We start from the raw sequence: 13053 nt of genomic DNA on the forward strand, positions 1-13053 counted from the left end.
CGGGGATGCCGGCTCATGCAAAGCGGGAGACAGTGCGGGCGGCAAGATGGGATGGGGCATGGCGCATGGCCAGCCGCGGTCCGCTCAATTCAAAATGACGGAGTGCAAAATTGTTGCAGCCGCTGAAAACGGAAAAGCGAAAGAAAAAGCGGCGCCACGCAGAAACCATACGTTGCACCGCTTTCATGGTCGAGTGCATGAAAAATTCGTCCATGGCTGCGTTGCCTCGTCTCGCCGTACTAGCGTACCGTCTTCGACTCGGCGCCTTGCCATGACCGCTTTTTCACACCCTCTATGGAAGGACAAGACGTCGATTACTCGTCGTTCTTGGTCTTCAGGACTTTACGGCCACGGTAGAAACCGTTCGGGCTGATGTGGTGACGCAGGTGGGTCTCGCCGGTGGTCGGCTCGACTGCCAGGTTCGGTGCGGTCAGGAAATCGTGCGAACGGTGCATGCCGCGCTTCGACGGGGACTTCTTATTCTGCTGAACTGCCATGATGACTCCTAATACATAAGTTCTAAAATTCTAACACATTCGATTTGCAAATACTTGCAGATCGAGTATCCCAGCGGCAATTTCTTATTCATCCATCGCCGACATGTTTTAACGCTGCTACATCAACTGCCTACTGCCATACTCGACTACTGCACGCGTTTGACACGTTCTTTCAGTCGTACTGCGGGTGCTGCGGTACTACTAATTCTCTTTGACTAAGCTGTACTGCTTTATTCGGACTTGAGATTTTTCAGTGCCGCGAACGGCGAGACCTTCTCGGTCTTGAGGGCATCCAGGAGCTTGGTGTCCGGACATACCTCGTGTTTCGGTGCCTGCGGCAGGGCCAGCAGGGCTTCGTCTTCCAGCAACTGGCGGATATCGCACTCGCGGCTGCCGACGATCACGTCGATGCTCTCGTCGTCGAGGACTTCCTCGATCCCGTCGGCGTCCTCGTCATCCTTGCCGAGCACCAGCATGGTGGATGAGTCGATCTCGTAGTCCATCGGCGTCAGGCAACGCTGGCAGACCAGCTTCACGGGACCGGCGACCGCCAGGGTCATCGATGGGTAGCCCTGCTTGGTCAGGCCGCCGTCGATCGACCAGCGGATCTCGCCAGACTTGTCGGCGCAATCGGCAGCCAGGCGGGTCATCTCGGCGACAGGGGTCACGCCCTCGCGATGTCCGCTATTCCGGCAAAACTCGAAGGCGTCAATGACAAAAGCGCTCATTTGGAAAACTTCCCCGGAAAACCTGCGATAATAACAGGCTTCTCCTCGCAGAGTCAAAGACTTACGTCATTTTTGACCCGCGCACGTTGTACCCGATATCCAGCGATGCGGATTTATGAGGTTTACTTGCCGGAGATATATGATTTATTAGCTCAGCTTATCGTTTTGCTTGTTCGCCAGACCACAATGATACCAAGTTCCGCGCCGTTCCGCCTCATCCTCGCTTCCAGTTCCGCCTACCGGCGCGAGCTGCTGTCGCGCCTGCAACTGCCCTTCGAGGCCATTGCGCCCGACATCGACGAGACCCCGCATGCGGGCGAGGCCCCGCAGGACACTGCCCTGCGCCTGGCGCGCGAGAAGGCCGCTGCGGTGGCTGCGCAAGCACCCGGTGCGCTGGTGATCGGCTCGGACCAGGTGGCCACGCTCGACGGCATGCAGATCGGCAAGCCGGGCGACCACGCGCGGGCGCTGGGCCAGCTGCAGCTGATGCGCGGGCGCCGCGTGGTTTTTCACACCGCACTGTGCCTGTGGGACAGCCGCGCGGCCGACCCGGCGCAAGCGGCGCAGGTCGAGAATGTACAGGTCTTCGTCGATTTCCGCGACCTGCCGGATGCCGAACTGGACGCCTACCTGCGCATCGAGCAGCCCTACGACTGCGCCGGCAGCGCCAAGAACGAGGGCCTGGGCATTGCCCTGCTTGAGCGCATCGAATCGAGCGACCCGACCGCCCTCACGGGCCTGCCCCTGATCGCCCTCACCGGCATGCTGCGCCGCGCTGGCGTTCCCTTCTTCGGCGTGTAACACCACCTATTGACTGAAACAATGCCTGGCACCCTTTACCTGATCCCGAACACCCTTGGCCCCCTTGATGCCGCCCCCGGCGCCTTGTCCGCCCTGCTGCCGACGCAGGTGCAGGCGCTGACCTCGAAGCTCGATTACTTCGTCGCCGAGAACGCCAAGACCGCACGCGCCTTCCTGAAACTGATCGCCATCGACCACCCGCTGGCCAAGCCCCTGCAGGAAATCGAGATTGCCGAGCTGAACGTGAACACGCCGCCCGCAGCGCTCGCGCAATTGCTGGCGCCGCTGCTGGCCGGGCGCGATGCGGGACTGGTGTCGGAAGCGGGCGTGCCGGCCGTGGCCGATCCGGGCGCCGACCTGGTGCGCCTCGCCCACCAGCATGGGATCGCGGTGCGGCCGCTGGTGGGGCCGTCCTCGCTGCTGCTGGCGGTGATGGCCAGTGGCCTGAATGGCCAAAGCTTTGCCTTCAACGGCTACCTGCCGACCGATGCGGGGCAGCGCACCAAGCGCATCCAGCAACTGGAGGGGCGCTCGCGCAGCGAGAAGCAGACGCAGCTCTTGATCGAGACGCCCTACCGGAACGGGCAGATGCTGGAGGCGCTCGTTGGGACCTGCCAGCCGGGAACCTTGGTGTGCGTCGCGACGGACCTGTCGCTGGCGAGCGAGTCGGTCAGGACGATGACGGCGGCGAAGTGGAAGGCGGCGCTGGCGGCCGGCAAGGCGCCGGATTTTCACAAGAAGCCGACGGTGTTCCTGTTCCTGGCGCAGTAAGGCCCCAGGGTCATTCCCGCCGCTTCAGTGCACCTCGTGGGTGAGCTCCCTCACCCAATCGAAGGCCTTCAGCTCGATCTCGCGGATCTGCGCCACGGATAGTCCCAGCTTGCGCAGGGCGTTATACAGCTTGCACCCGCCCTCGGCCGCCTCGAGCAGTTCGGCCACATGCAGCATGGTTCCGAACTCCCCTTCCCGGTCGAGCAGCGCCGCGTGCACGTCGTCCGCCACTTCGACATTGTCGAGGATGTCCTGCATCGGAATCGAGAACAGCGCATCGGCCAGCGACATGATCCCCACCGTGAAGGCGCGGTCGGCCTTTGCCGCATCGTTCGGGTACCTGGCCTGGGTCATCAGCTCGAGCAGCTTGCCGCGCGTGGTGGCCAGCTGCAGCAGCGGCGAGGCCAGCTCGACCCCGCCCGCCGTCGTGTACAGCAGGATCTGCAGCCAGCGCTGCAGCTGGCGCCGCCCGAGCTGGTTCAGCGCCTGCGACAGCGATTCGATCTGCGGCCCCGGCGCTGCGCGGCTGTTGACCAGTCGCAGCAGGTTCAGGCTGATCAGCGCATCGCGCTTGACTGCCGTCTCGATCACCCGGGCGTCGGCATCCGAGCTCACCAGCTCCAGCAGGCGCAGGATCGCCATCTCCGAAGGCGTGATCTTCTTGCCGGACAAGATCACGGGACGGGCGAAGTAATAGCCCTGGAAGTACTCGAAGCCGAGCTCCATGCACAGCTTGAACTCGTCGAGCGTTTCCACCTTTTCGGCCAGTAGTTTTTTGCCGGTAGCCTTCAGCGAGGAGACCAGGCCTGTCAATTCCTCTGGCGGCACCAGCTTGACGTCCACCTTGATGACGTCCACCAGCCCGACCAGCCGGTCGAGCTCGGGTGAATGCTCGACCACGTCGTCCAGCGCGAACTTGAAACCGAGTTCCTTCAGCTCGGCGACACGCGCCAACAACTGCCGGGTCGGCTTGACGGTTTCCAGGATTTCGAGGATAACCTTATGCGGAGGCAGGAAACGCACGAAGTCGCTCATCAAGACGACCTCGTCGACGTTGACGAAAGCGAGTTGCTCGCCGACCACCTGCTCCATGCCGAGCTGCGAGGCGTGTGAAATGACGGCCGCTGTCGCCGCAGCGTTATCGGTCAGTTTCGCATCGTCGTCCTCGCCGGCGGCGCGGAACAGCAGCTCGAATGCCACGAGATGCTGGTCACGGCCGAGAATAGGCTGACGTGCGAGAAAAAAATCGTTGGACGGCACGGATGCCGCTGCCGTTGCTTCGGCATGCATCGGAAAAACTCCTGGAAACTGTTGCGGCTCGGATAGACGCGCCGGACAGGCGCGTGAACGCCTGTCCCGGAGACTATACTACAAATCCGACACTATTAGCATTTTTATATCTAACTTGGGGCTCAGCGATTGCCGCTTCCCTTGCGCCCGTTCTTGCTGCCGCCATGTGGGCCGCCCGAGCCTGGGCCGCCGCGCGGGGCATCCGATCGTGGGACACCCGATCGTGGCGCACCCGCACGCGAAGTGGCTGCGCGCGGGCCGGCCGTTCCCGTCGCCGCCGGGCGCTTGCCGGCACCGCGGGCCGCGCCCTGGTCGCCCGCCTGCGGCTCGCCCTGCGGCTTGCCCTGCGCACTCCCGTCGGGACGCCAGACGCGGCGCGCGCCCGTTCCACTCGGCCTGGCAGTGCGCGTCTCTTCTTCGCCCTCGCGCACCATGCTCTGGCCCGGCAGGCGCAGGCTGCCCTTGCCCGACAGCGGGCTGGCGCGGCGCGCATTGCCGACCGGCGCGCGCGGACCTTCCCCGGCCAGGCGCGCCGAGGCGGCGCCGGTCACCTGGGTGCCGGTTTCGATGGTGAAGCGCGCGCCGGCATCCTTGCCCAGCACCTGCACCAGGTAGGGCATGGTCTCGCGCAACATCGGCGCCAAGGTATAGGGCGGGTTCAGGATGAACATGCCGCTGCTGTGCAGGCCGATGCCGTCCGGTCCCGGGGTCGACACGGTGAGCGTCACGTTGAGCCATTCCTTGGCCGGCAGGCGCTTGAGCTTGTCCGGGAACTGGCGCGATTCCATGCGCTGCAGCACCGGATACCAGACCGCGTACATGCCGCTCGGGAAGCGCCCGAGGGCTTCTTCGAGGGCGTCGCGCACCTTCTTGTAGTCGTCCTTGACCTCGTAGGGCGGATCGACCAGCACCAGCGCGCGGCGCGACGGCGGCGGCAGCAGTTTCTTGAGGCTCTGGAAGCCGTCGCCGTGCTCGATGATGACGCGCTTGCCACGGGCGCGCTCGCCCTGCTCGGCCTTGTGCGCCTCTGCCTTGCGGACGTTTTCGTGCAGAATCTTGACGTCGGCCGGGTGCAGCTCGAACAGGCGCAGGCGGTCGTCGGGACGCGCCATCTGGTCGGCCACCCAGGGCGAGCCCGGGTAGTAGCGCATCTTGCCGCTCGGGTTCATGGCCTTGACCAGGTCGAGGTAGGGCTTGAGCGCTTCGGGAACATCGGTCGCGTTCCACAGGGGGCCGATGCCGGTGTCGTACTCGCCGGTCTTGGTCGCCTGGAAGCTGTCGAGCGCATAGACGCCGGCCCCGGAGTGGGTATCGATATAGGTGTAGGCGACGTCCTTCTGGTTCATATACAAATGCAGTTGCACCTGTACAAAGTGTTTGAGGACATCGGCGTGGTTACCCGCGTGGAAAGCGTGGCGGTAGCTCAACATAAGCTGGAATTCCTGAGAAGAGAGTCGGTGCCGTGTTTTCTTGAACGGCGCAATGGCCGCCATTATCCACTACAAAGCAATTTCTCGGGCTGTTCGTAGGGTGGGCGGGTCTCCCGACCACGCGGTAATAGCTTGCAGCAAGATCATCCGACACGACAGCGGAGCCACTAGCGATTACCGCGTGGGCAAGGAACTTGCCCACCCTACGAAAAAAAGCCGCAGGCCCTCGCGGGCACTGCGGCAAGTCTTGGAGGTAAGTGGTAGAGGCAGCTTATGCGACCTTCTTCTCGTCGAAGAACTGCTCGTCTTCGGTCGAACCGTGCAGCGCGGTGGTCGAGCTCTGGTTCTGCTGGATGGTCTGGGTCACGGCGTCGAAGTAACCGGTGCCGACTTCGCGCTGGTGCTTCACTGCGGTGAAGCCCTTTTCGGCGGCGGCGAACTCGTTTTCCTGCAGTTCCACGAAGGCCGACATGCCGCGGCGGGCATAGCCATGCGCCAGGTTGAACATGCTGTAGTTCAGGGCGTGGAAGCCGGCCAGGGTGATGAACTGGAACTTGTAGCCCATCGCGCCCAGCTCCTTCTGGAACTTGGCGATGGTGGCGTCGTCCAGGTTCTTCTTCCAGTTGAACGAAGGCGAGCAGTTATAGGCCAGCATCTTGCCTGGGAACTTGGCGTGGATGGCTTCGGCGAACTGCTTGGCGAAGTTCAGGTCCGGCTTGCCGGTCTCGCACCACACGAGATCGGCGAACGGCGCATAGGCCAGGCCGCGCGAAATGGCCTGCTCGATGCCCGGCTTGACCTTGAAGAAGCCTTCCACGGTGCGCTCGCCGGTGCAGAAGGGCTTGTCGTTGTCGTCCACGTCCGAAGTGAGCAGGTCGGCCGCTTCGGCGTCGGTGCGCGCGATGACCAGGGTCGGGGTGCCCATCACGTCGGCGGCCAGGCGCGCGGCGTTGAGCTTCTCGACGGCTTCGCGGGTCGGCACCAGCACCTTGCCGCCCATGTGGCCGCACTTCTTGACCGAGGCCAGCTGGTCCTCGAAGTGCACGCCGGCGGCGCCGGCATCGATCATGGCCTTCATCAGCTCGAAAGCGTTCAGCACGCCGCCGAACCCGGCTTCTGCATCGGCCACGATCGGCGCGAAGTAGTCGATGTCCTCCTTGCCCTCGGACCATTGGATCTGGTCGGCGCGCTGGAAGGTATTGTTAATGCGGCGCACCACCAGCGGCACCGAATTGGCCGGATACAGCGATTGGTCCGGATACATCTCGCCGGCAACGTTAGCATCGCCCGCCACCTGCCACCCCGACAGGTAGATGGCTTTCAGGCCCGCCTTCACCTGCTGCATGGCCTGGTTGCCGGTCAGGGCCCCCAGGGCATTCACGTAAGGCTCGTTGTTGACCAGGTCCCACAGCTTTTCGGCGCCGCGCTTGGCGAGGGTGTGCTCGATCTGGATCGAACCGCGCAGGCGGACCACGTCGGCCGCCGTGTAGTTGCGCGTTACACCTTTCCAGCGTGGGTTGGTTTCCCAGTCTTGCTGGAGTTCACTGATCTGTTGTTCACGAGTTGCCATGCTATTTCTCCTGATTGAAGGACTACGATGCGAAGGAATCCGTTGGATAAATCATAAATCAGTTTGTGCGGAGCACAACAACTCTTATATAAGACATCAAAAGATTTTTTTATCGATATTTTTCAATGGCTTACGGAGCAAGTTTCATGATATGGAATGAAGTTTCTCAGAATGAGAATGCCGGAGCCGGCCGGGTTTGCTGCGCATTTCGCTGGGCGGAAGGTGCATTTCACTATGTGAAATGTGCATTGCCACGATCTTCCCCTGATGGATTTGAATCGCGTTCGCTGGCCCTCATGGCTGCCCGCCTGGCTGCTGGGCGCGGGCCGCCGCCGCAAATAGGTGTCTGGCCGCTCCGGATGCTATGCAGGACTGTACAGTCGCTAACTCAGCCATTGGTTAATCGCCTAACAGAAAGGTCTTTACAGCAGGAATAATCTGGACTCGCGTGCTCATCCGTGCGCGAGTCCGGGCCGTTCGCCGACGCGAAGGCCTGGTCGTTCAATATGATCGAGGAGATTGAATTGAAGACCTCTGCAACGAAAACCCTGTTCAGCAAAGCGGTGGCCACCCTGGCCCTCACCATCGGAGTCGCGGCATCGGGCCAGGCCGGCGAGCTCACCTACCAGGGCGTCACCTTCACGTCGAGCTGGAGCGGCAACCTGCTCACCCTGGAGATCGACGCCGCCAACCGCACCGGCGACTGGCTTGACGCGAGCACCATCGGCGCCCTCCAGCTCAAGGACCTGGGCAGCTTTTCCGACGTGACCCTGGTGTCGGCCCCCGGCCTCGCTGCCAACTGGACCCTGTCGTCGAACGAACTGAACGCGAACGGCTGCGGCGGCGGCTCCCATGCCGGGCGCAGCCTGTGCGTTTCGGGTGATCGCGTGGCGCTGGCGGACAACATGATTTTCCAGTTCAGCTTCAGCGGCGGCGCGCCCGACCTGGAAGCGCCGCACCTGAAAGTGAACTTCTTCGGCGAGGGTGACCGCAAGGTGGGCAGCCTGCTGTCGCAGACCATCGCGCCGGTGCCGGAACCGCAGACCTACGCGATGCTGCTGGGCGGGCTGGGCCTGGTGGGATTCATGGCCCGCAGAAAGCGCAAGCAAGGCTGAACGGCTGAAGGATGAAAAAACGGCGCGTGCTTTCAGGACGCGCCGTTGTCGTTTGCGGAGCAGGCCGCCGTGCAGGGAAGCTTACTTCGCCAGTTCCACCTGCTCCCCGAACACCAGGTTCCCGCCACGCACCCGTACCGGGATCGTATCCTTGGGCCCGAAGCGGCCCGACAGGATCGCCTTCGACAGCGGGTTCTCGATCTGCTGCTGGATCGCGCGCTTGAGCGGACGGGCGCCGTAGATCGGGTCGAAGCCGGCTTCCGCGATCTTCTGCAGGGCTTCGTCGTCGATATCGAGCGTCATCTCCATCTTGGCCAGGCGTTCTTCCAGGCCGTGCAGCTGGATCTTCGCGATCGCGCCGATGTTCTTCTCGTCGAGCGCATGGAAGACCACGATCTCGTCGATCCGGTTGATGAATTCGGGACGGAAGTGTCCGCGCACCTCGGCCATCACGGCCAGCTTCACCACGCCCGGCTCGTCGGTGTCCATCGACTGGATCTTGTGCGAGCCCAGGTTCGAGGTCATCACGATCACGGTGTTCTTGAAGTCGACGGTGCGGCCCTGGCCGTCGGTCATGCGGCCGTCGTCCAGCGCCTGCAGCAGCACGTTGAAGACGTCCGGGTGCGCCTTCTCGATCTCGTCGAGCAGGATCACGCTGTACGGCTTGCGGCGCACGGCTTCGGTCAGGTAACCGCCTTCTTCGTAGCCCACGTAGCCCGGCGGCGCGCCGATCAGGCGGGCCACCGAATGCTTCTCCATGAACTCGCTCATGTCGATGCGGATCAGGGATTCCTCGGTGTCGAACAGGAAGGCGGCCAGCGCCTTGCACAGCTCGGTCTTGCCGACGCCGGTCGGGCCCAGGAACATGAAGGAGCCGTACGGGCGGTTCGGATCGGACAGGCCGGCGCGCGAGCGGCGGATCGCATCCGACACCGCGACGATCGCCTCGTCCTGGCCCACCACGCGCTTGTGCAGCTCGTCCTCGATGTGCAGCAGTTTTTCACGCTCGCCCTGCATCATGCGCGACACCGGGATCCCGGTCGCGCGCGCCACCACCTCGGCGATTTCCTCGGCGCCGACCTGGGTGCGCAGCAGCCGTGGTTTGTTGGCATCGCCATCGGCGTTGGACGCGGCTTCCTCGGCCTTCTTCAGCTGGGCCTCCAGTTCCGGCAGGCGGCCGTACTGCAGCTCCGACATGCGGCTGTAGTCGCTCTTGCGCCTTGCCTCTTCGATCTGATGGCGGATGCGCTCGATCTCTTCCTTGATGTGCGCAGTGCCCTGCACCGCCGCCTTTTCCGACTTGAGGATCTCCTCGTAGTCGTTGTACTCGCGCTCCAGGCGCGCGATCTCCTCGCCGATCAGTTCCATGCGGCGCATCGAGGCTTCATCGGTTTCCTTGCGCACGGCTTCGCGCTCGATCTTCAGCTGGATCAGGCGGCGTTCGAGCTTGTCCATCACTTCCGGCTTGGAGTCGATCTCGATCTTGATCTTCGAGGCAGCCTCGTCGATCAGGTCGATCGCCTTGTCCGGCAGGAAGCGGTCGCTGATGTAGCGGTGCGAGAGCTCGGCCGCGGCGATGATCGCCGGGTCGGTGATCTCGACCTTGTGGTGCAGCTCGTACTTCTCCTGCAGGCCGCGCAGGATGGCGATGGTCGCCTCCACGCTCGGCTCGTCGACCATGATCTTCTGGAAGCGGCGCTCCAGCGCGGCGTCCTTCTCGACGTACTTGCGGTATTCGTCGAGCGTGGTGGCGCCCACGCAGTGCAGCTCGCCGCGCGCCAGCGCGGGTTTCAGCATGTTGCCGGCGTCCATCGCGCCTTCCGCCTTGCCGGCGCCGACCATGGTGTGGATCTCGTCGATGAAGACGATGGTCTGCCCCTCGTCCTGGGCCAGTTCCTTCAATACGCTTTTCAGCCGCTCTTCGAACTCGCCGCGGTACTTGGCGCCGGCCAGCAGGGCCGCCATGTCGAGCGAAAGCACGCGCTTGCCCTTGAGCGAATCGGGCACTTCGCCGTTGACGATACGCTGGGCCAGGCCTTCGACGATGGCGGTCTTGCCCACGCCCGGTTCGCCGATCAGGACCGGGTTGTTCTTGGAGCGGCGCTGCAGCACCTGGATCGCGCGGCGGATCTCGTCGTCGCGGCCGATCACCGGGTCGAGCTTGCCCTGCCGGGCCCGTTCGGTCAGGTCGAGGGTGTATTTTTTCAGCGCTTCACGCTGGCCTTCGGCGTCCTGCGAATTCACCGATTCGCCGCCGCGCACGGCGGAAATGGCAGACTCGAGCGCCTTGCGTGCAAGCCCATGCTCGCGCGCCAGGCGGCCGGCGTCCGACTTGTCGTCGGTCAGCGCCAGCAGGATCATCTCGGAGGCGAGGAACTGGTCGCCGCGCTTCTGCGCTTCGCGGTCGGCCAGGTTCAGCAACGCCACCAGTTCGCGCGAGACCTGCACGTCGCCGCCGGTGCCCGAAACCTTGGGCAGGCGTTCCAGTGCCGACTTCAGCGCATTGGTGAGGCCGCCGACATTGACGCCGGCGCGCTGCAGCAGCGAACGGGCACCGCCGTCGTCCTGGTTCAACAGGGCGACGAGCAGGTGGACCGGATCGATGTATTGGTTATCGTTGCCGACCGCCAGGCTCTGGGCGTCCGCCAGCGCTTCCTGGAGCTTGGTCGTCAATTTGTCTTGCCGCATGGTATTGCTCCCTAGTGGTGTTTTTAACTGAGGAGCAAGATAGGGATCTCTGTCTGGTTTTCAAGATGTGCAATGGACTCCCATGCAGCAAGCGACCTTATTCCGTGGCGGGCTCCGAATCGCGCACGGAGCCGAGATCGCGCACGTTTTTCTGGACCGCCACCACGGCAAACAGACTCAGGACGAAAGACATGGCGTAAAAACCTTTCTCGCTCAGCGCCAAGGTGGCATTCCACAGCCCGATGGCCAGGAGCAGGATGGCCGCCACCAGCGAGATCCAGCACAAGCCGGCATAAATACCCGTGACCGGCACACCCTCGCTGCGGTCGCGAACGGTTTTTTGGAGGGACACTGCCGCGAACAGGCCGAGCAGCAGGAGCGTGAAGTAATAGCCCTTTTCGTTGAGCTCCATATGGGCAAGCCACAGACCCGCCAGGTAGGCGGTAATGCCGCACGCGAGGGCGCCCCAGGAAGCACCGACGAAGGCGGAGGTTGGACGCTGGACGGTTTGCATGGCAGTTTCCTCATGTAAATGAACTAGCCGCAAACTTATCACGTTCCCGAAACGACGCACTTGATCTATGCAGTGGTAGCGGCAGGCAATACCGCTAGCTGCGCAAGATGCGCCATGTGGCAAAACCGGCCGCGCAGAACAGGATCGAGCCCAGCAGGTGCAGGAAGGTGTGGACCAGCGCCCAGCCGTATTCGCCACGCTGCAGTAACAGCACCGATTCACCGGAGAAGCTGGAAAAGGTCGTCAGGCCGCCGAGGAAACCGGTGACGGCAAACAGGCGCCATTCGGGAGCGAGATCCGGATGGCCCCCGAAGAATCCCAGTGCGAGCCCGACCAGGTAGCCGCCGGCGAGGTTGGCCGCCAGCGTACCGATCTGCACATAGGCGTGCAGGCTGCCCAGCCAGAGACCGAAACCCCAGCGAAGCCAGGCGCCGATCGCCGCCCCCGCGCCGACTGCCAGCCAGCTCAAGGCTCAGCCCATTTGCGCTTGGCGGAATCGTCGCTGGCACGCGCGTCGACCCAGCGCGCTCCTTCCGGTGTCTGCTCCTTCTTCCAGAACGGCGCGTCGGTCTTCAGGTAGTCCATGATGAACTCGCAAGCGGCGAAGGCCTCGCCGCGGTGCGCCGAACTGCAGGCCACCAGCACGATCTGGTCGAGCGGTTTCAGCGGACCGACGCGGTGGATGACCGCTACGCCATACAAGGGCCAGCGCAACCTGGCCTGGGCCACGATGTCTTCCAGCGCCTTTTCCGTCATGCCAGGATAGTGCTCGAGCTCCATCTCCGACACCGTGGATCCTTCGTTCAGGTCGCGTACGGTGCCGACAAACGAGACCACGGCGCCGACCCGGCCGTCGCCGGCGCGCAGGGCGGCCAGCTCGCGCGACAGGTCGAAGTCGGCGGACTGCACGCGGATGTCGGTCACCCCGGTCGTCGCGGGGGCACTCATCGGCCGTCCTTGGCGTAGCGCGTCAACAGGTGCTCGATGCGGGTCTCGGTGCGCGCATCCGCGAGCGCAGGCAGTGCCAGCAATTCATGCACTCCCCTGGCGGCGCCGCCCTGCCCCGGGCCTGGTCCCGCCCTGTGGCCGGACTTGAGCGAGCTTTGCAGCACCTCGACCTGCAGTTTGAGGCGCTCGCGCGCAAATTCGGCGCCGCTGTCGATGCCGGCGGCGATCTCCAGGCGCAGCAGGTCGTGCAGCAGCCGTTCACGGTTTGCCTCCAGCTGGCGGGCGTAGTCGGCACGATCTTCTGCCCGGTCCCCTTCCAGCGCACCCAATGCGGCCTCGAAGCGCGCATGCAGCACCGGCTCGTAGCCGCCTTCGAGGGGCACCAGGGCCTCCCAGCGCGCGCGCCAGTCGTCCGGGTTGGTATGCGCGTCGGGATTGACGATCGCGTTTTCCAGCGCCTGGATCAGGCGCAGCTTGTCACGAACGGCGCCGGCCAGGGCCAGCCCGGCGGCGCGGCGCGCCACATCGGCATGGTGCTGTACCGCCGCCACCGCGGCGTGGTAGCGCTTTTCGATGCGCGCCTCATGGGCGCGCGGGACCGGTCCGATCGCCGCCCACTCGGCAGCCGCCTCGCGCAGCAGCTTGCCGGCGGTCGCGGGTGTCGCCTCCAGCGCGGCGGCCTCCAGGCGCGCGCACAGCGC

The 13053-nt window shown here is 63.9% G+C and carries 14 protein-coding genes; 3 read left to right on the forward strand and 11 right to left on the reverse strand.

Annotated elements, in window-relative coordinates; translation table 11 throughout:
• Positions 1-13: 13 nt before the first annotated feature.
• The 3 genes from MA09_RS24455 to MA09_RS04545 all read right to left on the reverse strand — a co-directional run bounded on the left by MA09_RS24455 (position 14) and on the right by MA09_RS04545 (position 1225).
• Positions 14-214, reverse strand: coding sequence for a hypothetical protein (locus MA09_RS24455; protein ID WP_152594513.1), 201 nt, complete (start codon positions 212-214; stop codon positions 14-16).
• Between the two features lie 100 nt (positions 215-314).
• Positions 315-497 carry a 50S ribosomal protein L32 gene (gene rpmF, locus MA09_RS04540; protein ID WP_005666806.1) on the reverse strand — a complete coding sequence of 61 codons (183 nt, stop codon included), beginning with the start codon at positions 495-497 and terminating at the stop codon, positions 315-317.
• Positions 498-727: 230 nt separating this feature from the next.
• Positions 728-1225 (reverse strand): DUF177 domain-containing protein, encoded by a 498-nt coding sequence (locus tag MA09_RS04545; protein ID WP_036244462.1) that lies wholly within the window; start codon positions 1223-1225, stop codon positions 728-730.
• A gap of 186 nt (positions 1226-1411) precedes the next feature.
• Between MA09_RS04545 and MA09_RS04550 the strand changes: the two genes are divergently transcribed.
• Positions 1412-2026, forward strand: a complete 615-nt coding sequence (locus MA09_RS04550; protein WP_036244460.1) for a Maf-like protein — start codon at positions 1412-1414, stop codon at positions 2024-2026.
• A 21-nt stretch (positions 2027-2047) separates the two neighbouring features.
• The gene (locus MA09_RS04555) at positions 2048-2797 is read left to right on the forward strand and encodes an SAM-dependent methyltransferase (RefSeq protein WP_036244459.1); all 750 of its coding nucleotides are present in this window, start codon (positions 2048-2050) and stop codon (positions 2795-2797) included.
• 24 nt (positions 2798-2821) lie between these two features.
• Here the strand turns inward: MA09_RS04555 and MA09_RS04560 are convergent, their stop codons facing one another.
• From MA09_RS04560 to aceA, 3 genes are all read right to left on the reverse strand, one after another.
• Positions 2822-4087 carry an EAL and HDOD domain-containing protein gene (locus tag MA09_RS04560; protein ID WP_036244456.1) on the reverse strand — a complete coding sequence of 422 codons (1266 nt, stop codon included), beginning with the start codon at positions 4085-4087 and terminating at the stop codon, positions 2822-2824.
• 122 nt (positions 4088-4209) lie between these two features.
• Positions 4210-5433 carry a 23S rRNA (adenine(2030)-N(6))-methyltransferase RlmJ gene (locus MA09_RS04565; protein ID WP_229440510.1) on the reverse strand — a complete coding sequence of 408 codons (1224 nt, stop codon included), beginning with the start codon at positions 5431-5433 and terminating at the stop codon, positions 4210-4212.
• Positions 5434-5788: 355 nt separating this feature from the next.
• Positions 5789-7087 carry an isocitrate lyase gene (aceA, locus tag MA09_RS04570; RefSeq protein ID WP_036244454.1) on the reverse strand — a complete coding sequence of 433 codons (1299 nt, stop codon included), beginning with the start codon at positions 7085-7087 and terminating at the stop codon, positions 5789-5791.
• Positions 7088-7611: 524 nt separating this feature from the next.
• Here aceA and MA09_RS25215 point away from each other — a divergent pair.
• Positions 7612-8202 (forward strand): PEPxxWA-CTERM sorting domain-containing protein, encoded by a 591-nt coding sequence (locus tag MA09_RS25215; RefSeq protein WP_229440509.1) that lies wholly within the window; start codon positions 7612-7614, stop codon positions 8200-8202.
• An 81-nt stretch (positions 8203-8283) separates the two neighbouring features.
• Here MA09_RS25215 and clpB read toward each other — a convergent pair whose 3' ends face one another.
• The 5 genes from clpB to MA09_RS04600 all read right to left on the reverse strand — a co-directional run.
• Positions 8284-10890 carry an ATP-dependent chaperone ClpB gene (gene clpB, locus MA09_RS04580; protein WP_036244448.1) on the reverse strand — a complete coding sequence of 869 codons (2607 nt, stop codon included), beginning with the start codon at positions 10888-10890 and terminating at the stop codon, positions 8284-8286.
• A gap of 97 nt (positions 10891-10987) precedes the next feature.
• Positions 10988-11404: an inner membrane protein YiaA gene (yiaA, locus tag MA09_RS04585; protein ID WP_036244446.1), complete on the reverse strand. Its 417-nt coding sequence runs from the start codon at positions 11402-11404 to the stop codon at positions 10988-10990.
• A 94-nt stretch (positions 11405-11498) separates the two neighbouring features.
• Positions 11499-11873: a fluoride efflux transporter CrcB gene (crcB, locus tag MA09_RS04590; RefSeq protein WP_036244444.1), complete on the reverse strand. Its 375-nt coding sequence runs from the start codon at positions 11871-11873 to the stop codon at positions 11499-11501.
• A complete protein-coding gene (gene moaE / locus MA09_RS04595; RefSeq protein WP_036244442.1) occupies positions 11870-12352 on the reverse strand; it encodes a molybdopterin synthase catalytic subunit MoaE in 483 nt (160 codons plus the stop codon). Before moaE ends, crcB begins: the two co-directional genes overlap by 4 nt.
• A partial coding sequence (locus MA09_RS04600) for a DUF349 domain-containing protein (protein ID WP_036245758.1) occupies positions 12349-13053 on the reverse strand: 705 nt, incomplete at its 5' end. The genes moaE and MA09_RS04600, both read right to left, overlap by 4 nt.

The organism is Massilia sp. BSC265, from assembly GCF_000740675.1.
Classification (GTDB): Bacteria; Pseudomonadota; Gammaproteobacteria; order Burkholderiales; family Burkholderiaceae_D; genus Telluria.